19 protein-coding genes and 1 pseudogene are annotated in these 23,887 nt (G+C 66.5%); 6 read left to right on the top strand and 14 right to left on the bottom strand.

Annotation, left to right across the window (positions count from 1 at the left end):
- Nucleotides 1–219 (top strand): hypothetical protein (locus tag D5S18_RS35010; RefSeq protein WP_203236904.1); only part of this gene is annotated, 219 nt, incomplete at its 5' end.
- Nucleotides 220–235: 16 nt separating this feature from the next.
- Here D5S18_RS35010 and D5S18_RS36735 read toward each other — a convergent pair.
- The 7 genes and pseudogenes from D5S18_RS36735 to D5S18_RS25185 form a co-directional block, all read right to left on the bottom strand.
- Nucleotides 236–784: an SUKH-4 family immunity protein gene (locus D5S18_RS36735; RefSeq protein ID WP_500797145.1), complete on the bottom strand. Its 549-nt coding sequence runs from the start codon at nt 782–784 to the stop codon at nt 236–238.
- An 88-nt stretch (nt 785–872) separates the two neighbouring features.
- Nucleotides 873–6,254, bottom strand: a pseudogene (locus tag D5S18_RS25210) (WXG100-like domain-containing protein); the annotation flags it as partial.
- A gap of 1 nt (nt 6,255) precedes the next feature.
- On the bottom strand, nt 6,256–6,570 hold the full coding sequence (locus D5S18_RS25205) for a WXG100 family type VII secretion target (RefSeq protein WP_120043576.1): 315 nt from the start codon (nt 6,568–6,570) through the stop codon (nt 6,256–6,258).
- Nucleotides 6,570–7,064: a YbaB/EbfC family nucleoid-associated protein gene (locus tag D5S18_RS25200; RefSeq protein ID WP_120043575.1), complete on the bottom strand. Its 495-nt coding sequence runs from the start codon at nt 7,062–7,064 to the stop codon at nt 6,570–6,572. The genes D5S18_RS25205 and D5S18_RS25200 overlap by 1 nt, the downstream gene beginning before the upstream one ends.
- A gap of 62 nt (nt 7,065–7,126) precedes the next feature.
- The gene (locus tag D5S18_RS25195; protein WP_120043574.1) at nt 7,127–7,819 is read right to left on the bottom strand and encodes a hypothetical protein; all 693 of its coding nucleotides are present in this window, start codon (nt 7,817–7,819) and stop codon (nt 7,127–7,129) included.
- 149 nt (nt 7,820–7,968) lie between these two features.
- Entirely contained in the window at nt 7,969–8,652 is a 684-nt protein-coding gene (locus D5S18_RS25190) for a hypothetical protein (protein WP_147404154.1), read from the bottom strand.
- A gap of 390 nt (nt 8,653–9,042) precedes the next feature.
- Nucleotides 9,043–9,393, bottom strand: a complete 351-nt coding sequence (locus tag D5S18_RS25185; protein WP_120043572.1) for an ArsR/SmtB family transcription factor — start codon at nt 9,391–9,393, stop codon at nt 9,043–9,045.
- 96 nt (nt 9,394–9,489) lie between these two features.
- Here D5S18_RS25185 and arsM point away from each other — a divergent pair, with 96 nt between their 5' ends.
- Together arsM and D5S18_RS25175 are read left to right on the top strand one after the other, a co-directional pair.
- Nucleotides 9,490–10,272 carry an arsenite methyltransferase gene (gene arsM, locus D5S18_RS25180; RefSeq protein ID WP_120043571.1) on the top strand — a complete coding sequence of 261 codons (783 nt, stop codon included), beginning with the start codon at nt 9,490–9,492 and terminating at the stop codon, nt 10,270–10,272.
- Between the two features lie 197 nt (nt 10,273–10,469).
- Entirely contained in the window at nt 10,470–10,697 is a 228-nt protein-coding gene (locus tag D5S18_RS25175) for an AMP-binding protein (protein WP_120043570.1), read from the top strand.
- A 45-nt stretch (nt 10,698–10,742) separates the two neighbouring features.
- Here D5S18_RS25175 and D5S18_RS25170 read toward each other — a convergent pair whose 3' ends face one another.
- The 3 genes from D5S18_RS25170 to D5S18_RS25160 all read right to left on the bottom strand — a co-directional run bounded on the left by D5S18_RS25170 (nt 10,743) and on the right by D5S18_RS25160 (nt 15,319).
- Nucleotides 10,743–12,464: an ABC transporter ATP-binding protein gene (locus D5S18_RS25170; RefSeq protein WP_120043569.1), complete on the bottom strand. Its 1,722-nt coding sequence runs from the start codon at nt 12,462–12,464 to the stop codon at nt 10,743–10,745.
- Nucleotides 12,461–14,284: an ABC transporter ATP-binding protein gene (locus tag D5S18_RS25165; RefSeq protein ID WP_120043583.1), complete on the bottom strand. Its 1,824-nt coding sequence runs from the start codon at nt 14,282–14,284 to the stop codon at nt 12,461–12,463. The genes D5S18_RS25170 and D5S18_RS25165 overlap by 4 nt, the downstream gene beginning before the upstream one ends.
- A 291-nt stretch (nt 14,285–14,575) precedes the next feature.
- On the bottom strand, nt 14,576–15,319 hold the full coding sequence (locus tag D5S18_RS25160) for a nucleotidyltransferase domain-containing protein (protein ID WP_120043568.1): 744 nt from the start codon (nt 15,317–15,319) through the stop codon (nt 14,576–14,578).
- Nucleotides 15,320–15,555: 236 nt separating this feature from the next.
- Between D5S18_RS25160 and tdh the strand changes: the two genes are divergently transcribed.
- Nucleotides 15,556–16,590 carry an L-threonine 3-dehydrogenase gene (tdh, locus tag D5S18_RS25155; protein WP_203236903.1) on the top strand — a complete coding sequence of 345 codons (1,035 nt, stop codon included), beginning with the start codon at nt 15,556–15,558 and terminating at the stop codon, nt 16,588–16,590.
- A gap of 36 nt (nt 16,591–16,626) precedes the next feature.
- On the top strand, nt 16,627–17,823 hold the full coding sequence (locus D5S18_RS25150; RefSeq protein WP_120043567.1) for a glycine C-acetyltransferase: 1,197 nt from the start codon (nt 16,627–16,629) through the stop codon (nt 17,821–17,823).
- Between the two features lie 11 nt (nt 17,824–17,834).
- Here the strand turns inward: D5S18_RS25150 and D5S18_RS25145 are convergent, their stop codons facing one another.
- The 4 genes from D5S18_RS25145 to D5S18_RS25130 all read right to left on the bottom strand — a co-directional run bounded on the left by D5S18_RS25145 (nt 17,835) and on the right by D5S18_RS25130 (nt 22,909).
- On the bottom strand, nt 17,835–18,740 hold the full coding sequence (locus D5S18_RS25145; protein ID WP_120043566.1) for a LysR family transcriptional regulator: 906 nt from the start codon (nt 18,738–18,740) through the stop codon (nt 17,835–17,837).
- A 15-nt stretch (nt 18,741–18,755) separates the two neighbouring features.
- The gene (locus tag D5S18_RS25140) at nt 18,756–20,387 is read right to left on the bottom strand and encodes a DUF885 family protein (RefSeq protein WP_120043565.1); all 1,632 of its coding nucleotides are present in this window, start codon (nt 20,385–20,387) and stop codon (nt 18,756–18,758) included.
- Between the two features lie 75 nt (nt 20,388–20,462).
- Complete coding sequence (locus D5S18_RS25135) at nt 20,463–21,755, bottom strand: NAD(P)/FAD-dependent oxidoreductase (protein WP_120043564.1); 1,293 nt, start codon at nt 21,753–21,755, stop codon at nt 20,463–20,465.
- 41 nt (nt 21,756–21,796) lie between these two features.
- Complete coding sequence (locus D5S18_RS25130; RefSeq protein ID WP_120043563.1) at nt 21,797–22,909, bottom strand: mandelate racemase/muconate lactonizing enzyme family protein; 1,113 nt, start codon at nt 22,907–22,909, stop codon at nt 21,797–21,799.
- 198 nt (nt 22,910–23,107) lie between these two features.
- Between D5S18_RS25130 and D5S18_RS25125 the strand changes: the two genes are divergently transcribed.
- Nucleotides 23,108–23,812 (top strand): FadR/GntR family transcriptional regulator, encoded by a 705-nt coding sequence (locus tag D5S18_RS25125; protein ID WP_158607952.1) that lies wholly within the window; start codon nt 23,108–23,110, stop codon nt 23,810–23,812.
- The last annotated feature ends 75 nt before the right edge of the window (nt 23,813–23,887 follow it).

Below are 23,887 nucleotides of genomic sequence, written 5' to 3'. Positions count from 1 at the left end.
GGCATCATCGCCGGGACCGTCGTCGACCTCGCCGGACAGATCGGCCGGGCTGTCCTGGCCGTGCCCCTACCTGCCCGCCGGGCCCGCGCCTGCCCCCGCGTCGTCAAACGCGCCATCTCCAAGCACCGCGCCAAAGTCGGCATCGACCGCAACAGCTACCGCATCACGATCCACATCGAAGTCCTCAACCAAGGCTTGACGACACCGGCCAAGACTTAACTGCGCGGCATTGAGTCTAGAACTCGAATGTCCCTTGGTCCGGCCAGGTTCCGTTCAACCGGTTCTGCAGGTCGGCCCAGGCCGCCGCGTGGGCCGACGTCGGGCCGGGCGGGCTGAAGTACAGGGTTTGCTTCTCGATGGTCATCAAGTAGCTGCCGAGGCCCGGTTCCGGTGGGTCGGTTTGCGAGATCGCTTCGATCGAATACTGGATCTCCTGGTCGTCTTCGCGGGTCCGCTGAATACTCATGCGCCACTTCGGTGGATAGATCTGGTTTTGCTGGACCGGTTGTCCGGTCCGAATCGCCTCGTCGTACAGCTTCGCCACCGTGTGCGGAGGCAAGCTCCCCCACGTGCTCACTATGCCGGTCTGGGCGTTGATCACGTAGTTCCCTTGGCCCATCCCCGCTCCGGCCGCGATCTCCTCCGGCGTCAACACTTTCCGGCATACCCAGCCGTACTCGCTCTGGACGATCTGGAACTCTGCCACTGAGGGGAAGATCCGGGCCAGATAACTTTGGGCCTGCTCCCTGGTGCGAATCGTTTCTGACACCGTACGTTCCTCCATTTGCGTCGTTGGCAATGAACTGTAGATGCGCCGAGTCATCGATCAGATATGCCGGCGGCCGAGCGGAAGTCTGATTCGACTGGGGATCCCACCAGACAGGGCCATCCGCACCATAGGGGTAGACCAGCGTGGTCGCATGACCACCGTCGATTACCGGCCAGCCATTGTGGTCATAGAGAAACTCACCAGTCTGCCGGTCACGGGCGTGCCAGAAGTTCCCCACGAGTGCGGAGGATCCCGGCCCCATCTGCTTGATGTAGTCGTGGAGGGCGTTGAACTGCTCAGGAATCGATCGGCCATGACTGTTGAAGCTCAACCAGTCGCCACGGAGAATGCGCGCCGCGCGATCGGCACCGCCCAGCTCACCATTCATGTCGATTTTCCCAGTGGACAGCAGGTCAAGCCAGCGCGGCACTCCTACTCGAGGGTCGCCGTGAAACGACGACAGCGCTGCGAGAGACAGGTCCAAGCAATTGTTGCCTCGTCCAAAGAAATGTTGCCCACCATCATTGATCAACTGACCGTAGGGATTCGTGCGCGGGTCCGCACCCACCATGAACCGATTACCATCCCGCAACGCATCCTCGACCGCCGCCTGGAACTCCGGATTCTCCAACGGCTGCAACAGATGTTCGGCGAATACCCGGTCTTGGTGGATGTCGCGGAACTTGGCAGGCGTATTGGCCCGCGCGATGTCATTGCTCAACTGTCGAAGATCGGCCGGATCCAATTTATCGTGCGCGGAGGTGTCCGGCAGACCGAGCTGGTCGCGTATCCGGTCGATCAGGACTTCGGGCCGGTCACCGGGATGCCACGAATGCGGGTTCGGCAGGTGATCGACCGTGGCGAGCAGGTGCGCGGAGGAGGGGTCGGCCGTGAATGCGATATCGACCATCAACCAGTCGCCGCTGAGCAGGCGATGGCCGGAGTTGAAGGTGCGATCGGTTGCCAGGTGGGCATTTTCGATGAGTTGCCGCATTTCCTGCGGTGACAGGTGCGGGCTTGCCACGAGATGGACCCGTACCTGGGCGACGGCCACCTGCTGCTCGGGTCCTATGGTGTAGCGCCGCACCTCGTAGCCGGGTGCGTGGCCTGCCCGGCTTCCGGGAACGTCGATGACGCGATTGTCCTCCGGCATCCGCTGTCGATAGCTCTCCCTGGCCTTGCGGGACTGGAGTGCGTTCTCCGTCTCCTGGTCGACCGGCCGCGGGCGCTCAGGGGTATCGGCATGGTGTCGCGGTTGCGGCCCGAAGTCCCGCGCGGGGTGGGGATCGTGCTCCGCCCCCGGTGCTCGATCACGCGAGAAGTGTTGCGGCTCTTGGCGCGGACCGATGGCTTGCCCGCGCTCGGATAGCGGCGGTGCACGATGCTCGGTGCCACGTTGATCTCGCGCAGGGCCATCGGCGGTGTGTGGCGCCCGATCCCGTGGCGACGATTCCGGCGGCGCGGGAGGCGGTGCGTCCGCCGTCCGTGGCGGCGGCGAATGTGGTGGCGGCGGAAGGGATTCCGGAGCTCGCATCGACGGCGGATCGGCAGTCGGCATCTCGGGCGCATGCGGGACGGCAGGCCGATCGGGATGCGGCCACCAGTCGGGCAGCATGCTGGTGCGAGGGTTGGGATCCTGATGCGCCCACAGCGGTGGGGCCGCCTGCGGCGGTGTGTATCGCGTATCGGAAGGTCCGAGCGAAGTCTGGTGGGGCACAGTCGATTGCGGATGATTGGTGGCGCCCTCAGGGCCACGGTCGAAGGTGCGGACATGGTCCCGCGGCTCGGAGTGCCACCGATCCGGCGGGCGCGGTGGTTCGGATTCCGGCGCACGGTACATACGCGGATCATGCGAAGCGCTCGGGTATTCGAACGATTCCCGCGAACTCGGCGGCACATAGTCGTCATCCGGTCCCGGCGCCCGAAATTCCCGTAGTAGCGCCGCATGTTGCTCATGGCTCGGCCACGACGGGGCCGGGGGCGGGTCGGACGAGCCACGCAAGTGCTCAGGAATGTCGCGGGTCGCTGCGAAATGAGGATTGTCGAGGTGGGCGAAGTTCGGATTGTAAATGGGATCGCCGACCCTTACCGACAGCGGGTTGCCCTTCGCATCGAAAATGACCTCCCTCGGCCAGAGCCGATATATCTGATCACCGGAAATACCACCCGGAGCGAGGATTTCGGCTTCCTTCATGCTGTACGCGGCCATGGGGTCACCGCGTGACACATCAATGAAAGTCGCGTCCACATCGATGCCGTACGGGTGGTACAACTCGTGCATGTAGCGGATCTGCCGGAAAGTACCGTCGGGCAGGGCCTCCGCGCCACCCAAGCCCATTTGGCTGAGCTCGCGGAGGATGGTCCGTTCCGGACTCTTCGCCAGCGACACGAATCCGTCCGCCCGGCCGCTGCCGACATGCGATGCGATATTCAGATTCGTGAGATCGCGCGCTTTGAACCCCGTGCCGAAAACCTCGGGTCCACCAGAGTCCATGCGGAACAGCGCATTCCGCTCCTCCAGAAATTCGCCACCTGCGCTGCGATCACGCCAGACCGGTCGTTCGTCGCTGCCCCTGGTATTGACGTACATCTGTGTCGGATCGACCTGTGCCGCTGCGTCGTTCAGCGCATCATGGGGCATCGAACGGGTGAGGTGTTGCGGCAGTTCACTGTCCGGACACCCGGCGGGGAATTTGTCTGGTTCGACATTGGCGTAGAGGTGCCGCACCAGCGGTTCAAGGACCTTGTTCTCGGCGACCTCCTGAAGATATTCGCGGGTGATCCTCTCCGGGGACTCGATGTAGTCCGGTTGAGCGGCCGGCTCGTGGAGATGGCGCGGACGTAGTTCGAGTGTCCCCGAATCGATGTCACGCACCACGTCCTCGGGCAACATGCCATGTTCTTCGGCATGTACGAGAACGCGATCGTCGTGCAGGCGGGTATCCCACGGATCGACCGGTTGCCGATGCGGAAGCACCGGTGCGTCTGGACCATCATCTAGTGGGCGGTTGCGACTTTCGGGCTGTTCGGTGGCACCTGCACGGCCTCGTTCGTCGACCGGTTCCCATTCATGTGGGACCGATGGCTGATCCGGACGGTGAGTGTCTTGGCCCGGATCGGCGTCCCGCGATGTACCGGTTTGTTCGGAAGAACTGGGCTCCCTGTTGGCCGACGGGTCTACCGGCTTCTCCGGCGCGGTGTCGAGATGCGCGGGAGTATGCGGTTCGGGCTCGGTGTCGCGGTGCGCTTGCGTCGACGGTCGATGCGCCGATGTCCCGGTAGGTGGGTCTATATCGGGTAGGTTCAGCGAGCCCCACTTCGACCTCGCTCCTTCCGAATGGGTTGACGTCGGTTCGGATCGCAGCGGCGAATTTCGATGGGAGGCTCTGGATTCGGGTTCGCGCGAGGTGGAGCGTTGCTCATGCGGCTTCGACGCCTCCGACGGCGAGTTCGAGCGATCCTGGCGTGGCACAGCCGTTTCCGTCGACCTGCCCTCCGAGCGCGGTGCGGCGGTGCCTGCTCTGCTGTGGTCCAGCCCTGACGATTGAGCGGCCTGACCGGATTCGGGACGCTGCGCGAGATCCGGATGCCCCGCAGTGGCCTCCGTTCCCGGTCGCTGCGGTGCTTCAGCAGCGGATGCATCGGATCGACGACCGGCATCCAGACCTTCAGGCCCCATCTGAACCCGAGTCCCGGTCGAAACATCCGGCGCGTCGGCGATACCGGCCGTGGTGACGTGATCGGAAGGTGTGCCGCCTTCGTGCGATGCCGAACCGGTATGGTCGGCCGACACGAGTGGTTCTGCTTCCAGGCCGGGCAGATTGAGGCTCCAGCCATGAGCCGGCCCGCCGAACTCATGCGAACCGGGAGTGGGCGACAGGCTGGTAGGTCCCGAATCATGGTGTGCGGCAGAACCATCCGCCTGCGGTGCCATGGCAGCCCCGGAGTCGGGCGGTCCCGGCCTTCCGCTGCCCGTGTCGGGAACCGCCACATTGGAATCGGCCGCGTGCGGATGGCCGCCATCGGCAGCCGCTGCCGCCGTACTGTGCGCCCCCACGTTGGGACCGCCATCGAGACCTTGAACGATCGGTGTTTCGGAGGCGATTCGTGGATGATCACTGCCCGCGACCGCCGGCCCGGCGTCGTGTGACCTCGGTTGCGCGGCACCATCGGGATCATGACCGGGGACCGAAGCCGAACTCGGACGATCACCGCCGGTCACCCCGGTTTCGTGCGTCTTCGGCGTCTCCCCCGTATCCGAACCGTGCATCGGCGTCGGATCGGGACTCGTGGCGCGTAGCTGATCACCGCCCCCGAGCTCCGCACCATGTGGCCCGACTGCTCCGCCGGTGTCGGAACCATGAGCGGACGGCATATCGGCGCTCACCGAATGCGGACGGTCACCGGCGGATGCCGGTGCGGCATTGTCGTTCGCGAGTGGCGACGATTGCGCCGCACCGGCATTGGGATCCCGATGCGCGGTGGCGTCGGCGCCGGTTGGCCTCGACTCGGCCGCGGAATGCGGTGCGACAACCTCGGATCCGGAGTTGCGCACCTCGTGGACCTTCGCGCCCACCTCATGTGCGGCGCCGGTGCCCGCGGCACCGGCGACCGAGGAGGTCAGCAGCGTCGTCGGGTCGACTTCGAACTTCCCACCCAGCGGCACTGTCGCCGCTGTCCCCGCGACGGCGCCGACCGCACCCGCGGCCCCATCGACGGCGGCGGTCGAGACGATCCTGCCCGCCTTCGATTCGATCGCACCGGCCAAAGGGCTTGCGGCTCCACCGGATCCGAGACCGGCACCGACGACCCCGGCGACCGCTCCCGAGACTGCTTCCCGACCGAGGTTCGCCCAATCCTCTCCGCTCAGCCCACTTTTATTGTGTTGCGCGATCTGCAGCAGACTCGCGCCGAGATCGGCGGCCGTCCCCTGCAAGGCGCCTTGCAGTGCCGCCTTCGCCGCCACGCGCGCTGCGGCCCGCGACAGCAACTTCTGCAGTAACTGCTTGATCGCCATGCGAATCGCGACCCGAGTGGCCACCTGGGCAACGGCCTCTTCGGCGGCCGCAGCCAAACTCCCGACCCCGGTGGCCGCCAATGCCAGCGCCTGCACCAGTTGGATCGCGAAGATGGTCAGCGCCCCGATGATCACGAATTTGGTGTGTTCGATATCCGTGGCGCCGGATTTCATGTCCTCGGCCCGGTGCTTGGTGTCGGCGATCAGCACCGGCAGCAGACCGCTTTTGCCGCCGACCTTGCTCCAATATTGGCTCATCGCATCGTGGGTTTCGCCGGTGTCCAGCGCGATCAGCGCATCGAGCATGGTCTTCTCGGCGTCGTGGTCGATGCCGTCGAGCGCCGTATGCAACGCTTCCCACGCATGCGCGATGCGGCGCATCGCGGTCTCGTCGCCCTCCGGCCAATCACCCGCGCCGACTACATATTTCGCCACCCATTGCAGGGGGCCGGGGATTTCGACACCCATCTCAGGCGGTCAGCTTGCCGATTGCTTCGGCGGCCGACCTATCCTGTGCCTGCGTACTGTCCGCGATGGTGGTCATCTGCGCGCCGAGTCCCGCCAGGATCTGCGCGAGATTCGCTGTCCCGGCACTGGTTTGCTTGGCATGATCAACGTAACCCTTGGCGAACGCCGCCCCCGGCTTGTCATGGCCCCAGCATTCGCCTTCGGTGTCGAGCACCCGTTGGAGATCCGCCAGGGCGCTGGTCACCCGCTGCGAGGTGTCCGCGAATCGCGGTGTCGTTGCCCGCAATGCGGCGGGGTCGAGGCGGAAGCCCGCCATCATCGCTCCTTCAGGTACGAACGCTCGCGGTAGTATTCGTCTTCCTCCACCGGCGACCAATTCTTCTGGGTAGCAGTGGGTTCCGGTTCGCTCGGCGCATCGAACAGGCCCCTGATGCTGGGAGCCCCCGGTATCAGATCCGGCAGATCGGGAATGTCATCGGCAGCGGTGACAATGGGCGCGAACAGTTCCTTGGTCAGTTGCCCCGCCGCGGCGGCAGCCGCCTGCGTGGCCTCGATGATCGACCTGCCCAGCTTCTCGGGCGTGCTGCGTTTGAACGCCTCCGACACCAGGTTCACCTCGATGGGGACCCCATTGGCACCGCAGACCACCTCGACCAAATTGTCCGAGGAAGTCGCCTTCACCCGCGCGGCGGACAGTTTCACTCGCGCCGCATCCAAATCCCGGCGCTGCTGCTCGAAAGTCTCCAGGAGCGTGTCCACTTGATCGCGCAGCATCGGCCTCGACCCCTGCACATCATCCGCACTACCCATCAGAAGCCATCCCCCTGGTAGCAGTTCCGCTGCTCATGGCATACGAGATCGCGCACTCGACGTCACGTTCCCCGCAGCCAGGGGGCGACCAGGTCGGGATGAACGTCGGTCCATTCCCGCCACCAGCGGGCGACCTCGCCGCCGTTCAGCGCCAGGTACATCCCACCTTTGGAATAGGGGTTGACAGTTACCCACCTTTGCGGGTTCGCCTCAAGGTAGCTGATCAACGACCGTCCCGAAATAGGATGTCGCAGCCAGGGATTCGTATTCTTCCGAAGCACCGCCGAGGAGGAGTAGACCTCCAGGAAGCCCTCTTGGTCCTGGTCGCCTTGATAGTGGACCGGCCAGCCGCGCTGACCGTTGGGGTCGTCGGCGGGCATGACGATGATGAACTCGTTGTGGGCGAACGCATCGATGAACTGGCCGACACTGGCGAATCCCATCTCGGCCAACCACAGCACCGTCTCGAAACCATTGGAGAGGGTCTTACCGACCCACTCCGAGGTCGGCAAGAACTCCGGATTCAGCCACACCTCGTCGAATCCACCGTTCTGGTCGGCGCGCCTGCCGCCCATGATGTTGGCGTTGGTCCGCTTCGACCTGTCCGAGCGAGGATCTACCAGGTACTGCCACTCACCGGGATGCGCACGAGCCCAGGCGAAATCGCCGTCGTCCGGCTTCGGCAGCACCTGATCCTTGGGCTTCGCATAGTCAGCGACATGCAATTCATGCGCCATATCCTCCAATCGACTCATCGCCGCCTCCTATCGCACTCGCTATCAACTTCGACGCAGCCTCGTGCGGCAACGTCCTCGACGACTGCACGTCGTCCGCACTCCTCATCGGAAGCCGGCTTCCAACAGCGGATCCGCTGCTCACGGCAAACGAGTTCGCGCACTCGCTGTCACGTTCCCCTCAGCCACGGGGCGACCAGGTCGGGATGAACCTCGGTCCATTCCCGCCACCAGCGGGCGACATCGCAACCCATCAGCGCCATGTAAACCCCACCTTTGGAATAGGGATTGAGAGTTACCCACCTCCGCGGGTTCCCCTCCAGGTAGTTGATCAACGACCGTCCCGAAATAGGATGTCGCAGCCAGGGATTCGTATTGCGCGGAAGCACCGCCGACGAGGAGTAGACCTCCACGAAACCTTCCGGGTCCTGGTCCCCTCGACGGAGGACCGGCAAGCCGCGCTGACCGTTGGGGTCGTCCGCGGGCATGACAACGATGAACTCATTCTGAGCGAACGCATCGATGAACTGGCCGACACTGGCGAATCCCACCTCGGCCATCCACATCACCGTCTCGAACCCATTGGAGAGGGTCTTGCCGACCCACTCGGCCGTCGGCACGAATTCCGGATTCAGCCACACCTCGTCGAATCCACCGTTGTCGTCGGCGCGCCTGCCGCCCATGATGTTGGCGTTGGTCCGCTTCGACCTGTCCGAGCGGGGGTCGACCAGGTACTGCCACTCACCGGGATGCGCACGCGCCCAAGCGAAAGCGGACTCGCCGGGCTCCGGCAGCACCTCGTGCGGAGGCTGAGCGTAGTCGGCGACATGCAATTCATGCGCCCGCTCCGACATTCGTACCACTTCCGCCTCCTGTCACGTCCCCCCGCTACCAACTTCGACGCAGCAACAACCGGATTGGTTCCATACAGGGCGCGATTCACCCCCTATGTTCCGATCCCCCGGCAGTACGTCGGCGGCGAACACAATAGCGACTGATCCGACGCCCCACAACCCGACCAGCCCAATGCGGATCTCGTGGCAAGCGCAGCAGCAAGACATCCGAAACTGTTGACCGACAACCTATTTCGGACAAATCACCAAGGTGTGGCTATCGTTGCGGAGTACGAGATACCGACCGAGCCCGCGTCCTCGTTCACCACAACACCTTGCACACCCTCGGAAAACGTACCCCAGCCCGAACCACGGCGCTCACCGCCATGATCATGCGGCGGTCGCCGCCGATCAGGAGTCGAGGGCGAGGACTCGCGAAAGCTGTTGCAGCATCTGCGGAACCACCCGGTAGTAGACCCAGGTGCCGCGCCGCTGCGAGGTGAGCAGGCCGGACTCGCGCAGCACCTTGAGGTGGTGGGAGATGGTCGGCTGCGACAGCTCGAACGCCGGGGTCAACTCGCAGACACACACCTCCTCCCCGCCCGCCGAGGCGATCAGCGACAGCAGTCGCAGCCGGACCGGATCCGCGAGCGCCTTGAACCCGATCGCCAAGGTAGCGGCGGTGTCGGCGTCCAGCGGCGCGGTCAACGTGGTGCGGCAGCCGTCCGCGGCGGCGAGTACCGGAAGCGCTTGTTTCGACACAGGTCAATATTGACAGACATCTATGCAAGGGTCCAGTCTTGCATAGACAGTCATCGATACAGCTCGATTTCGGCCGGGCCAACGGAGAGGATTCCCATGTCAGAGTCACAGCAGGCCGTGGAACTGCGGGAAACGGTGCGCACCCGATACGCGGCCGCCGCGACTGCGGTCGCCGCAGGCGGGACCGCCGAGGACTGCTGCGGCGGCAGCGACCGCTGCGCGACCGGCGCGATCGACATCGACGAGAGTTTCGGGCCCGGTCTCTACGCGGCAGCGGACCGCGATCGACTCCCCCTCGAGGCCGTGGCCGCGTCACTGGGTTGCGGCAACCCGACCGCGGTCGCCGACCTGCGCGCTGGCGACCGTGTGCTGGACCTCGGGTCCGGCGGCGGGATCGACGTGCTGCTGTCCGCACGCCGCGTCGGCGCGACCGGCAAGGTATTCGGTGTCGACATGACCGAGGAGATGCTGTCCATCGCCCGCGCCAACGCCGCCAAGGCGGGTGCCGCCAACGTCGAGTTCCGCAAGGGAACCATCGAGTCGATCCCGTTGCCCGCCAACAGCATCGACGTGGTGATCTCCAACTGCGTGATCAACCTGTCGGTCGATAAACCGGCGGTCTTCGCCGAGATGGCCCGTGTACTCGTGGCAGGCGGGCGCGTCGGAATCTCCGATGTCGTCGCCGAGGATGACCTCACCCCCGCCGATCGGGCCGAGCGCGGCGACTATGTCGGCTGTATCGCGGGCGCGCTGTCGTTCACCGAATACCGAAACCACCTCGAGGCAGCCGGCTTCGATGCTATCGAGATCACCCCGACTCACACCGTCGCGGCGGGCATGCACGCGGCGATTGTCAAGGCCGTCAAACCTATTCACTAGCGGCGCACGAAAACGGCGGCGGTTCAGCCCCCGCACGATGCGCGTCAACGCATTGTCGGGAACGTGTCAGTCATCCTTCAGCCGGACAACCTATAAATAGAGGCGCAGTCCCGTACGAGGTCTACGACCTTCCAGTTCGAGGTCGCGCAACGTGGTATCCGGTTCGACGACTCCGGAATCGGAAAGACGGATTGACCATGACAACGTCTGTCGCACAGTGCGTCACGCTCGCCATGATGTTCGAGGCTCAGGTGGATATCCATCCCGCTGCGGTGGCCGTCCACGCGCCGGATAGCACCTGGAGTTATCGCGAACTGGACGCCGAGGCCAACCGACTCGCCGGGTATCTCACCGCAGCGGAATACCTGACATCGAACGCGAAAACTCCACCCTCGAACGATTATTTTTCGCCGAATCAGAACTGAGGAAGGGGCATCGAACGGCGTTGTCAGCGGCCCCTTTCCACGGCTTCATCCCTGTCCGGTGAGTGCCCTCTCGGTCCAGGGCGTCCAGAATTCGGCGTAGCGACCGCCGCGACGCAGCAATTCGTCGTGACTGCCTTCTTCCACGATCCGGCCGCCATCGAGGAAGACGATGCGGTCGGCGTGTTGGACGGTGTGCAGCCGATGCGCGACCATCACCACCGTCCGGCCCGCCATCAGGCGTTCGATGCCGGCGTGGACCGCGGCCTCGTTGACCGGGTCCAGTGCGGAGCTCACCTCGTCCAGCAGCACGATCGGCGCGTCCTTCAGCAGCGCTCGTGCGATCGAAACGCGTTGACGCTCACCGCCGGACAATAGCTTGCCGCCTTCGCCGACCTCCGCCGCCCAACCACCGGGCAGTCGTTCGATCACCTCGTCCAGCCCGGCGGCGGTCGCGGCCGCCCGCACCTCGGCATCATCGGCGTCGGGGCGGCCGAGCCGGACGTTCTCCACTATCGTGCCGTCGAACAGATAGACGTCCTGGAAGACGATGGCGATGCGCGCCATCAACACCTCGGGCTCGAGGGAACGCACGTCCACACCATCCACACCGACCGAGCCCGTGTCCACGTCGTGGAACCGGGCGAGCAACTGCAGCAGTGTGGTCTTACCCGCACCCGACGGTCCGACGATGGCGATCCGCTGCCCCGCCGCCACGCGCAACGACACGTTATCGATCACCGTGCGACCGCCGCGCCGAAAGGTCACCGATTCGAACCGCAGGCCATGGCCGACCGGCTGGATCGGCTCGCGCGACCGCGCGAGCGGCTCGGTGCGCAACACCGTGTCGAGTTCGGCCAGTACCGAGCGTGCGCCGCGGATCTTGCCGCCGATATCGGACAGTGACAGTAGTGGATCCGCACAGCGGGCGGCCAGCACCAGAGCCGCCAAAACCTCTGCCGCACCGACACTTCCATCAAGCGCGAGATAGGCGCCGAGGACCAGGAGCACCGTGAACATCACCTGTACCGTGCCGACCAACCCCAGGGTGCCGGGCAGCGCCGATCGTACGGTGCGGCGGGCGGTGCGCTGAATTTCCTCCAGCGAGTCGTCGAGCAATCCGAAGCGTTCGGCGGTCCGGCCGCCTGCGCGCAGCACCGGCTGGGCTTGGAGGTATTCGATGACTCGCCCGGTGGCCTGCTCGTCGCGTTCGGCGCGCTCCGCATCGACGGCGGCCATCGCGCGTCCCGTCCACACCTGGATCGCGGCGACGATCGGTGCGGCAGCGAGCGCGGCCAGTCCCAGCTGCCAGTTGACCGCGAACATCACACCGACGATCGTCAGCGGCGTCACGCAGGCGCCGATGAATGGCGCCAGCAGGTGCGCGATCACGCTCATCGCCTGCAGTATGCCGGGACCGGCGAGAACGGACACCTCCCCGACGCGATCCGAGCTGTACCAGCCGAGCGGCAGGCGGGCCAAATGATCGCCGAGCCGGTGATACATGCCACGCAACAACGCGGAACCGACCCGGAAACCGCGGAGATCACTGGCGTAGCGCAGCCCGGCGTAGAGCGCGACCGCGGCTCCGAATGCGATCAGCCACGGCCGAGCGTCGCGCGGGCTGTTCCCGAGCAGTGCGCGCAGCATCGGAATCAGCAGTGCGTAGGACAGACCCTCGACGACCGCAGTCGCGGTCATCAGAGCCAGTGTGCGACGCAACGGCCCGGCGAACTCGCGTCCCAGCACCCGCAACAGCATTCGAATCATCGGATCTCATCTCCCTGCGATACGCCGACATGTGTTCCGATCTCGGCGGCGACAGCCGACCTGCGTGATTGCCAGAACCCGGCGAACTTTCCGCTGCGCGCGAGCAATTCGGTGGGCCTGCCGCGTTCGACGATCGACCCGTTCTCCAGCATCACGACATGGTCGGCGTTGGCGATCGTTTCGAGACGATGAGCGATGATCAGGATCGTCCGATCACCCGCGAGCGCCTCGAGGGCGCGGCGCACGGCCAGTTCGGTGTGCGGGTCGGCGAAGGCGCTCGCCTCATCCAGCACCAGCACCGGCGTATCGGCGAGCAGCGCGCGTGCGATCGAAATCCGTTGTGCCTCACCGCCCGACAGGTTCACCCCGGCACCGATCACGGTGTCGTATCCGCGCGGCAGCTCGAGTATTCGATCGTGGATGTTCGCCTGGCGGGCGGCGCGCATCACCTCGTCGAGTCCGGCCTGCGCAACCGCGAGCGCGATATTGTCCGCGACCGAGGCGCGCAGCAAGCGCACGTCCTGGAAGACGAAGGAGACCATCCGGTGCAGCTCCCGGCTGTCGAGCTCGCGCAGGTCGACACCACCCAGGGTGACCGAACCGCAGGTCGGGTCGAAGAACCTCGGCAATAGCTGCGCCAGCGTGGATTTCCCGCTTCCCGACGGCCCGACAACGGCGGTGACCGTCCCCGATTCGAGGGTCAGGTCGATCCCGCGCAGCACTTCGCGATCGGCGTCGTAGCCGAATCGGACGCCGCGCAGTTCCACCCGATGCCCTTGCGGTGCGGCCGGCCGCACGGGCTCCGGAAGTGGCTGCACCGCAAGCACTTCCCGAATCCGACCGACCGCACGCGCGGCGGCCCGCATTTCGTCGAAGCCGTGGCCCAGCGCAGCCACCGGGGCGGTCAGCCCGAGTCCGAGCAGCAGGAACGGCAGCAGGTTCGCCGGGGCCATGTCGCCGGTCGTTATCAACGTAGCGCCGCCGGTGAAGACCACCAGCAGCACGAACGGCGGCGACAGCGCCAACTGCATTCCCGCGGCGATCGGGGAGACGCCGCGCACCCACCGGTAGAAGATGGTGACGAAATCATCTGCGGCCATGCGGAATTCGCGGTGTGCGCGCCCGGATCCGCCGAACGCCTTGACCACCGCGATGCCCTGCACGAATTCCACGACCGAACTCGAGATCCGCCCCATGGCCGCGTCGAATTCCGCCTGCTCGCGCTGCCGAGCCGGGGTCATCATCAGCGGAACGAGGGCCACGGCCGAAAGCACCGGTATCGCCGTGATCAGCGTGAGCCGCCAGTCGACGGTGCACAGATAGACCAGCGACACCAGCGGCACAATGAAGGCGGACACGAGCTGAACGGGAGTGTGGGCGATGAACGGGTGGATGGCGCTCACGTCCTCTCCGACCACTTTCGCCAACTCGCCGGTCCGGCGGCGGGAGAACCAGCCGATCGGCGCCCGCCCCAACCGTTGCGCGAGTTGCCTGCGAAACGACAGTTGCACTTGGCCATCGAGCAGATGTCCGATTCCGGACGACGCCGCCGTGAACAACAGCCGGATGAAGAGGCCCATCGCACCCGCCGCCACGACGATCCAGGCACGACCGTGGTCAATCGGTCCGGGCGAGAACAAGATTCGCCCTAGTTCGACGACGGCCAGCAGGGGCGTCAGACCCGCGACAGCGCCGATGATCTGGAGAACGACAACGGCGGCGAAACTCCGGACAAAAGGGCGCAGCAGCCCGGTAATGCTCTGTCCTGCGACGGAATCGGTATCCGGAGGAGCCGCCAGGCCGGTGCAGACTCGTTTCATGCTGCTGATCGTCGCGCTCGCCGGTGCCGGTCCGCTTCCGGCGCCGGGAGTCATCGGCTACGTGAATGCACGTAGCCGAGGTGCGACCGGCTACGCCGTTCGTCGTAGCCGGTCGCGCATCGGTGCGGAGAGCACACCGTCGAGCCTGCCCTATTTCGTTGCGCCGACAGCCAATCCGCCGAGGTGGCGTCGAAGGGTTCGGAGACCGACTCGATGGCGGCGCGGATACGTTGCGCCGCACGGCTTTCCCGGTCGTCGGTGATCGACCGCTCTCCCCCGCCCACCGAAGGCTCACGCGGTCAGGGCGTGCAAGGGAGCGGATAAGCGTTGCGCGCGTTCGGGTTCGATGTGGTGGATTTCGGTCAGCAGCGAACTCACCAAGGCCGCGAGGGCGGATCGCAAGCCGGTTGGGCTCAGTTCCGTGATCAGGGTGGGCTCGAGAATCCCGAGGAGGTCGGCGGGGAGATCGTCGTGGCCGCGACCTTGGACCGGATTCACCCCGTGGTGCAGGCAGGCGAGGACGAGAACCTGCTCGCGCAGGCCGTTGAGCATGTGGTGCGCTTGCCAGACTCGACCGCGAGCGATCGACGAGCGGGCGTGCAACGCATGCAGCCAAGCGACCCCGATGACCTGGCCGGCGTCGGGTGCGGGGCGGGCCGGGTGCGGGTCGCCGTCTCCGAAGAGGAGGCGGAAGGCCGGGAGGGTGCCGAATTCCGGGGCGGTGGTCCAGAAGGCGAGATCAACCTGGAGGGTGTCGGCGCACAGGAAGACGCGGAAACGGATGTCGCCCCGGTAGACGTCGAGATGGTCGACCGCGTCGAGGTCACGGTACATGCGCTCGGTCCAGTCGGCGACCAGCGCGGGCTCGTCGGCGTCGGCGGCGAGCCGTAGCGCGAGATCGATATCGGACCAGCGGTCTTCGCGCCCGAGCGCCGCGGAGCCCGTCATGGCGACCGCCGTGATGCGGTCGTCGGCAGTGGCGGCGTCGACCAAAGCCGCACGCACCTGTGCACGTTCGTGCTCTCGGAAGATCATCCGAGCAGCATCCCACCGGCGTGATCGCAGTGGAAGCTATCGCCTGCCTTTCGAGTGGGCGTCGTATTCGCGCCACGGAGCCCGGCCGAAATCGCCGTTCTGTCAAGACACTTCGTACGTATGTAGGAAAGCTGCTGCGGCGCTTAAGCAGTTCTCGATGGACCGGGAGCGCCACTGTCGGCCAGGCTTCTGACAAGCCGGGGCCGCCCGGCATTCGGCGCGAAACGACGGGAGCCATGGCGTTGAAGTCGCTGGTCAAGAAGTGGGCCGAGCCCGGTCTGTGGTTGGCGGAGGTCCCGGAACCGGTCATCGGCCCCGCGGAGGTCATGATCAAGGTGCAGCGCACCGGAATCTGTGGCACGGATCTGCATATCCGCGCCTGGGACGGCTGGGCGCGACAGGCGATTCGAACGCCGCTCGTGCTCGGGCACGAGTTCGTCGGCGAGGTCGTCGAGGTCGGCAGCGATGTCGCGGATATCGTGCCGGGCGACCGGGTCAGCGGTGAGGGGCATCTCGTCTGCGGCAAGTGCCGCAACTGCCTGGCAGGTCGGCGCCACCTGTGCTGTGCCACGGTCGGTCTGGGTGTGGACCGCGACGGGGCGTTCGCCGAATACGTGGCGCTGCCCGCGTCGAATGTGTGGGTGCATCGCACCCCCGTCGATCTGGATGTCGCGGCGATCTTCGATCCGCTGGGCAACGCCGTGCACACCGCGCTGTCCTTCCCGCTCGTCGGTGAGGACGTCCTGATCACCGGGGCGGGTCCAATCGGTTTGATGGCCGCCGCGGTGGCCCGACACGCGGGGGCGCGCCACGTCGTGATCACCGATGTCAGTGCGGAACGTCTCGACCTCGCCCGCGAGATCGGTGTGAGCTTGGCGCTGAACGTCACGGAGGTGTCGGTCGCCGAAGGGCAGCGCATGCTCGGGCTGCGCGAGGGCTTCGACATCGGCTTGGAGATGTCCGGACGCCCCGAGGCCACGCGGGAGATGATCGCGAATATGACCCATGGCGGCCGGATCGCCATGCTCGGCCTGCCATCGAGTGAGTTCCCGGTCGATTGGGCCCGGATCGTCACGTCCATGATCACGATCAAGGGCATCTACGGCCGCGAGATGTTCGAAACCTGGTACGCCATGTCGGCGCTGCTGCAAGGCGGCCTCGACCCCGCTCCGGTGATCACCGGCCGGTACGGCTACCGCGACTTCGAAGCCGCCTTCGCCGACGCCGCCAGTGGCCGCGCGGGCAAGATCATCCTCGACTGGACCTCCTGACAATCCCCCGAATTCTGTTCTGACAAAGGATCTTTCATGTTCAAATCGGTTCGCGGCGACCTGCGCGCCACCCTCGACGAAATCCGCGCCACCGGACTGCACAAACCCGAGCGGATCATCAGCACCCCGCAGGCCGCCACCGTGCGCGTCACCGCGGGCGGTCGGGACGGCGAGGTGCTCAACTTCTGCGCCAACAACTATCTGGGTCTGGCCGATCACCCCGCCGTGATCGCCGCCGCCCACGCGGGGCTCGACCGCTGGGGTTACGGCATGGCCTCGGTGCGCTTCATCTGCGGCACGCAGGAGGTGCACAAGGAGTTGGAGCGGCGCCTGTCGGCGTTCCTCGGCCAAGAGGACACCATCCTCTACTCCTCTTGTTTCGATGCCAACGGCGGCGTCTTCGAGACACTCCTCGACACCGAGGACGCGGTGATCTCCGACGCGCTCAACCACGCGTCGATCATCGACGGGATCCGGCTGTCCAAGGCCCGGCGCTCGCGATACGCGAACCGCGACATGGCCGATCTGGAGCGGTGCCTGCAGGAGACGGCGGATGCGCGGCGCAGGCTGATCGTCACCGACGGCGTCTTCTCCATGGATGGCCACGTGGCCCCGCTGCGCGAGATCTGCGACCTCGCCGACCGCTACGACGCCATGGTGATGGTCGACGACTCCCATGCCGTCGGCTTCGTCGGCCCCGGTGGTCGCGGAACTCCCGAATCGCACGGCGTCATGGATCGCGTCGACATCATCACGGGCACGCTCGGCAAGGCGCTCGGCGGCGCTTCCGGCGGCTATGTCGCCGCACGGGCGGAGATAGTCGCCCTGCTGCGCCAGCGATCACGGCCATACCTGTTCTCGAACACACTCGCGCCCGCGATCGCGGCCGCATCGCTGAAAGTCCTCGACCTGCTGGAGTCGGCGACCGAACTGCGGGTGCGGCTCGCCGAGAATACGGTCCTGTTCCGTTCGCGGATGACCGAAGCGGGCTTCGACATCGTGCCTGGCGAGCACCCGATCGTCCCCGTCATGATCGGCGACGCGGCCGTCGCGGGCCGGATGGCGGAGTTGCTGCTGGAACGCGGCGTTTACGTCATCGGCTTCTCTTATCCCGTGGTGCCGCACGGGCTGGCCCGTATCCGTGTTCAACTGTCCGCGGCGCATTCCCGACAGGACGTGAACCGGGCCGTGGACGCGTTCGTGGCGGCGAGGGCGGAACTCGGACCGGCCTGAACCCGCGATCCCTACCCGACCGGCGCGGCCCGACCCAGCGCGTCCAGCGTCAGCCGGATGAGTGGGTGATCCTCCGACCCGCAGCGCACCGCCGCGAAGACCCTACGGGTCGGCGCGGCCCCGTCGATCGGGCGGACCACGACCCGGCTGAGGTCCATATCGCGCAGTGCCGACCGAGGCACCAGAGCCACGCCCGCACCCGCCGCGGCGAGCGCCACCACCGCGCGGAAATCGTCGGAATAGTGCTCCAGACCCGGCCGGAAACCGGCGGCCTCACAGGCCAGGATCACCACGTCATGGCACGGATTGCCGGGGTAGGGGCCGATCCAGGGATCCCCGGCCAACTCCGCCAGCGGCACCCTATCGGCGTCGGCGAGCCGGTGCGTGACGGGGACGACGGCGTCGAAAGGCTCCACATACAGCGGGACACGGGTCAGCCGGGCGTCATCCGCGTCCGGCGCGCCCCGGTATTCGACGGCGACCGCCACATCGACCTGCCGGTCCATCACCATCGGCAGACTCGCGTCGCCCTCGGCGTCGTGCACGCGGACCCGGATCCGGGGCGCCGTCCGGGCGAGGCGCGCCAGGGCGGGGGCGACGACCAGGCCGATGCCGGTCGCGAAGGACGCGACGGTGACCCTCCCCTCGGTGCCCGAGTTGTGCGCGACGAGTTCGGCCTCGGCTCGCTCCAACTGGGCGAGGATGGCGTTGGTGTGGCGCACCAGGATCTCCCCGGCGGGCGTGAGGCGCACACCGCGGGCGCTGCGCTCGACGAGCCGGTGGCCGGTCTCCCGCTCCAGCGCGGCGAGCTGCTGGGAAACGGCCGAAGGCGTGAGATACAGCGCGGCGGCAGCGGAGGTCACCGTGCCGTGGTCGGACACCGCACGCAGAATGTGCAGCCGCCGTGCTTCGAGCATTGCAGCTCCCCCTGGTCAACTGGACCGCGCGGCCAAGCGGTCGGCTTGGTCGAGGTGATCGCGCAGGCCGAGGAGTTCCCAGCGCTGGAGGGCCAAGGGGACGTTGCCTTCGCACCAGAGCCGGTAGTGGAACTCCTGCAGATCCACATGATCGTACCGACTGTGGGCGGTGGCGAGGAGGTCCAGAATCTGCCTCTTACCGATCTGGTAGCTGAGGCCCTGGGCGGGGGTGGCGGCGAAGAGCGCGGCTTCTTCCCTGGCCGTGGCGCGATCCATCGGTACGGTCTCGGCCAGCAGAGCGGCGGCGTCGTCCAGGGTGATCTCACCCAGGGACAGGCCGAGGTCGATATCGACCCGCAGGGCGCGCAGCCGCATCGAGTTGGCGAGGAAGACGCCACTGGCGGGTGTGTCGTCGAACAGTCCGGACAAGAGCATCAACTCTTCGTTGTAGAACGCGATGCCTTCGTTGGGCAGCGAGTCGTAGAAGTACCGGCGGGCCGGGTTCGGGTGCTGCCAGGACAAGGCCAGTTGGTGAGCATGAACCCCTTCGTGGACGATGCCGGTGCGCGGGTCGAGGATCTTGGCCTGCTGGAAGTAGGACAGGCCAGGTTCCGGGGCGCGCACATAACGCAGTGCGTCCTCATCCGGGCGTGCCTGCGAGGAGAGGTAGTGGGGCACCCCCAGCCAGGTCAGTGGCGCCACGTAGGGCGGCATGGCGGCGAAACGGTAGCGACGCAACGTGTTCGGCAACCGCAGCAGACCGCGTTCGGCATAGAAGCGGCGCACGTCGGCCTCCAAGATGTGCTGTCGGTCGATGTAGAAGGCATCCGCGACAGGAGCGGCACCGCCGGCCGCGCGGCGGCGCCAGCTCGCCTCGGTCAGTACGGCGCGCTGGAACTCGACGCGCGCATACTGGCGCATCTGCTCGGGCGTGTACGGGACGAGCGCGACACGGTGCAGGTAGAAAGCAAGGGCTTCGCCGCCGACTGCTGTCGCACCGGTGAATGTCCGACCGCCGAGCCAGTCACGGAAGGCCGCCAGATGTCCGGCGGCGGCCTCGGCAAGGCCGGGGAGATCCGCGGCGAAGGGCGCGGGCAGCAGCGGAGCCAGCGCCGCCAGCGCCTGCGTCAGACTGCGGGGGCCATCTGCGAGCAGTCGCCCCGCGTAGGCGGCGAACGGCGCGGCGGCCTGTTCGGTCAAGTTGGTTCGCGCGTGCCGCAGCGTCTCGGGGACTTGCCGCAACTGGCGAAGGATCGCGGCCGCGCGCCCCTCTTCGAAGGGCGGCGGCGCCAGCAGCAGGGTGTACAGGGGCACCAGGGCCTGGTCGAGGTAGAAGCAGGCGTTGCGCTGCCAGTTGCGCAGAAGCTCCAGTTCCCAGTGGACCTTGGCCAGCGCGGACCCCAGGAGTCGACCGTCGATCTGAATCGCGAGGGGTGCACCGGTCAGGTCGATTGCCCTGTGGCGGCCGGCGAATTCGCCGAGTCGCCGTCGGCGGTCGGCGATCGCGTCGGGCGACCAGTCCGCGACCCAGTCCGCAGGCCGCTCCACCCGTGGGACATCGTCGTAGGAGTCGGGTTGGGTACGGATGCGCCAGTCCCAGAATTCCGCGATCAGCTGGGCGAGTTCGTGCGCGACCTTCTCGGTCATCGGTCACGGTCCTTGTCTGTGTGCGGTCGGCATTCAGGTCGGCGCGTCCGGCGAGAGCGAGGGCGCCCCGCGAGGTCAGATCATCATTTCGGGGGTGCCGACCGGAGCATCGGTGAAGCGCGAGAGTCGGAACGACTCGATGGACCGCTCGGTATGACCGTCCAGGGACAGGTCGGCGGCGATCTCACCGAGGACCGGGCCGAGGGTGAAGCCGTGGCCGGACAGGCCGGTGATGACGACAAGGCCCTTGGGTCCAGCGTGACCGTCGATGACCGGTAGCCCGTCGGGGGTCATGTCGACTACGCCGCCCCAGTAGCGGGAGATCTTCGCGTTCCGGAGTCGCGGGATCACGGTGGATAGCCGGGACAATGCGGTATGCACGACGGGCTTGTCGACCGGCGGTTCGGGCGAAATCGCAGGCACCAGGGCCGTATCCAACGTGGAGCGGTGGCGGATCTGCTCGAGAATGCGCTTGGTATCCAGGCGGAGCTTGGTGTTCTTGCGAAACGCAACGGCACGCGGCAACCAGTAGCGCAGTCCGTGGAAGTCCGCCAGCGAGACGCCGTGGGAGACCTTCGCGTTGAGGCCCGCGCTGACCACCACCTGGCCGCCGGGACGTTGCCGCGCGCCGAATCCGAACGCGCGGATGGTCTGGGTGAACAGGGGTTCGACCGGATCGGTTTCCAGCTCTGACATGACGACCGGCATGATCGGTACATCGAGCCCGACGGTCTTGACGAGGTACGGGGTCCAGACACCGGCGGCGACGACCACCGCGCCCGCCCGGATCGGCCCATCGGTGGTGTTCACACCGGTGATCGAGCCGCCTGCCTCGAGGAGTTCGGTGACCTTGATGCCGTACGCGATGCGGGCGCCTGCGCGCTCGGCGCGGCGAACATAGTGTTCGGTGCCCTTGTCCGGCCGGCATTGGGCGTCGAGGGGACTCCACATGGCTCCGAGGAATGGCCCGGTGGCGCACGGGATGATCCGGCGGGTCGCGGCCGCGTCGAGCAACCGGACCTCGGTGAGTCCGGCTCGGTGCGCTTCGATGACCAGGTCGCTCAGGAGGGGCAACTCCTCATGGCGGGTGTGGAAGTAGAGATTGCCGCCGGTGACCAGTTCGAAATCGCTTTCGGCCGCCGCCTCGGTCCACAGCTCGAGCGCCTCCCGTGCCAGCGGGAATTCGGCGCGGTGGCGGCCCTGGACTCGTAGCGAGCCCTGCGCCCGTCCCGATCCTTCCCGCGCGGGTCCTTGTTCCTTGTCGAGCAGGACGACCGAAGCTCCGCGCGCCGCGGCCGCGGCGGCAGTCGCGGCGCCGGTGATTCCGCTACCGATGACAATGACATCGACGGTGGTTGGCAAACTCATCGGGAGGATTCTCCTGCTGGTGGTTCTGGGTTGTTGCCTGCTCACGAGCGTGCGCGCGCGTCCAGGCGCCGCAGCTCGTTCTCATCGACGGTGACACCGAGGCCGGGACCCCGCGGGACCGCTATGTGCCCGTCGAGAACCTCGATCTGCGGCTCGGTGATCTGCTGCCGGTATTTCAGCGGTCCCATCAGGTAGGACGGGTAGCCCAGTCGGGGAAGAGCGGCGGCTAGTTGCAGACCCATGGCGGTGGCGATACCCATCTCGATGACGCTGCCGACCATCACTCCCACACCGCTGCCCGCCGCGATCTGCGCCGCCTGCAAGGCCGCTGTGGGTCCGCCGAGTTTGGCGTGCCCGACGTTGATCACGGTGGCGGTGCGCTCACGGGCCACCCTGGCCGCGTCGGACACCGTGCGCACGGCTTCGTCGGCGGCGATGTCGATGCGCAAGTCGCCGACGAGCTGGTGTTGGAATGCGGCGGCGGCAGGGGGCAGCGGCTGTTCCAGCATGGCGAGCCCGATCTCGCCGACCCGTGGAAGTGCGCGCACCAGGTCGCTGGGTGTCCACATGCCGTTGATATCGACGAACAGTTCGATATCGGGGCCGACCGCGTCGCGTACGGCCCGCAGTCTGTCCAGGTCGGCATCGATCTCGCCCCGGCCTGCGTAGAGCTTGAGCCACCGGTAGGTCTGGCTCTGCGCAACCGCGGTCTCCACCATCTTCGCCGGGTCCTCGTCCCAGCCGACGGACCCGTGCACCTCGGTGCGGTCGCGGCACGCCCCGCCGAGAAGTGTGTGGACAGGCACCTGCAGTGCCCGGCCGAGCAGATCCAGCAGGGCGGTATCAACGGCGGCCACCGTGAACGGTGCGGATCTCACGACACGCTCGAGATCGCCCAGCAGTCGAACCCGATTCCCCGGGTCCTTGCCGATCAGTGTCGGGGCGACGCGCTGCTCGACGAGTTCCACGACGGACTTCTGGGTCTCACCGGTGAACGCGGGCACCGGGCATGCCTCACCGTATCCGGCCACACCGTCGTCGCTGCGGATGATCACCACGACGTTGGGTGAAGTGGTGCGGTCAGTGGTCCCGAACCGGAAGGCCGTCCTGAACGACACGGTGAGTGGGACGGCCTCCACGGACTGAATCTTCATGGCGGTGTCGTGCTCCTTCTTGCCCCGAGGACGGGCAGGTGCGGGCGTCTTCGAATATACAAATGGGTCACCCACAAGTCCACATCTGAGTCAAATTGGTCCGCCATCCCTCAGCGTTGATGGAGCAGGACGTGTTGACGTGACAGAATGCTCGACCGAACGGTAAATTGGTATTCCCAATGTTCGGAGGTGGGCGCAGTGGTCTCAACCACGCGGGAGACGTCGAGATTGCTGGTTCCGCATGCGCCGAGGCGGTACGAAGCCGTGGTGGACGGCCTGCTGGAACTGGTGGAGGCCCGTGGGATACGGCCCGGTCAGGCGTTGCCGACCGAGCGAGAGCTGGCGGAGCTGTTCGGGGTGAGCCGCAATGTGCTGCGTCAGGCGTTCGGTGTGCTCGAAGAACGTGGCCTGCTGCGCACAGTGCAGGGATCGGGCCGCTATTTGCGGGAGACCACCGAGCCCCGGAACGACGGACTGGGCGCCCGCGCGGCCGTGGAGGTCGCCTCGATCGCGGATGTACTGGAGGCCCGGACCCTGATCGAGGTGCGGGTGGCCGCACTCGCCTGCGACCGTCGAACCGCCGAGCAGGCACAGACACTGGCGGTGCTGGCGGGCCGCCTGACCTCCTGGGAGGACAATCTCGCCTTCCACTGCGCGGTGGCCGCGGCCACCCAGAACTTCGTATTGGAACGACTGGTGCGCCAGCAGGCCGAACTGGCGGGCGAACTGCACCAGCGCGAGCACTACCGGGATCCCGACGAATTGGATCTGATGCGCGGCGAACACCAAGCGATCGCCGCCGCGATCGCCGCCCGCGACGGAGCGAGAGCACAGGAACTCGTGCAGCGACACCTGGAACACGCCCGCCGCGTGGTGTTCACCTCGACAGACGGAACAATCTAGGCGTCGGAGGCCGACCGCCAAGCGAACTACGAGCTTGCGCAGCCGGCGAATGGTCGATTCCGCCGCGCTCGCGAA

It is taken from the genome of Nocardia panacis (assembly GCF_003598715.1).
GTDB classification, from domain to species: domain Bacteria; phylum Actinomycetota; class Actinomycetes; order Mycobacteriales; family Mycobacteriaceae; genus Nocardia; species Nocardia panacis.
The sequence above is the reverse complement of the archived record's forward strand: the minus strand, read 5'-3'. Positions and strand labels throughout refer to the sequence as shown.

Bases quoted from the DNA above. Each gene is read 5' to 3' on its own strand.
- D5S18_RS36735 (WP_500797145.1), bottom strand. From the start codon at position 784: ATGGAGGAACGTACGGTGTCAGAAACGATTCGCACCAGGGAGCAGGCC.
- D5S18_RS25205 (WP_120043576.1), bottom strand. From the start codon at position 6,570: ATGGCGGGCTTCCGCCTCGACCCCGCCGCATTGCGGGCAACGACACCG.
- D5S18_RS25200 (WP_120043575.1), bottom strand. From the start codon at position 7,064: ATGGGTAGTGCGGATGATGTGCAGGGGTCGAGGCCGATGCTGCGCGAT.
- D5S18_RS25195 (WP_120043574.1), bottom strand. From the start codon at position 7,819: ATGAGTCGATTGGAGGATATGGCGCATGAATTGCATGTCGCTGACTAT.
- D5S18_RS25190 (WP_147404154.1), bottom strand. From the start codon at position 8,652: ATGTCGGAGCGGGCGCATGAATTGCATGTCGCCGACTACGCTCAGCCT.
- arsM (WP_120043571.1), top strand. From the start codon at position 9,490: ATGTCAGAGTCACAGCAGGCCGTGGAACTGCGGGAAACGGTGCGCACC.
- D5S18_RS25175 (WP_120043570.1), top strand. From the start codon at position 10,470: ATGACAACGTCTGTCGCACAGTGCGTCACGCTCGCCATGATGTTCGAG.
- D5S18_RS25170 (WP_120043569.1), bottom strand. From the start codon at position 12,464: ATGATTCGAATGCTGTTGCGGGTGCTGGGACGCGAGTTCGCCGGGCCG.
- D5S18_RS25165 (WP_120043583.1), bottom strand. From the start codon at position 14,284: ATGAAACGAGTCTGCACCGGCCTGGCGGCTCCTCCGGATACCGATTCC.
- D5S18_RS25160 (WP_120043568.1), bottom strand. From the start codon at position 15,319: ATGATCTTCCGAGAGCACGAACGTGCACAGGTGCGTGCGGCTTTGGTC.
- tdh (WP_203236903.1), top strand. From the start codon at position 15,556: ATGGCGTTGAAGTCGCTGGTCAAGAAGTGGGCCGAGCCCGGTCTGTGG.
- D5S18_RS25150 (WP_120043567.1), top strand. From the start codon at position 16,627: ATGTTCAAATCGGTTCGCGGCGACCTGCGCGCCACCCTCGACGAAATC.
- D5S18_RS25145 (WP_120043566.1), bottom strand. From the start codon at position 18,740: ATGCTCGAAGCACGGCGGCTGCACATTCTGCGTGCGGTGTCCGACCAC.
- D5S18_RS25140 (WP_120043565.1), bottom strand. From the start codon at position 20,387: ATGACCGAGAAGGTCGCGCACGAACTCGCCCAGCTGATCGCGGAATTC.
- D5S18_RS25135 (WP_120043564.1), bottom strand. From the start codon at position 21,755: ATGAGTTTGCCAACCACCGTCGATGTCATTGTCATCGGTAGCGGAATC.
- D5S18_RS25130 (WP_120043563.1), bottom strand. From the start codon at position 22,909: ATGAAGATTCAGTCCGTGGAGGCCGTCCCACTCACCGTGTCGTTCAGG.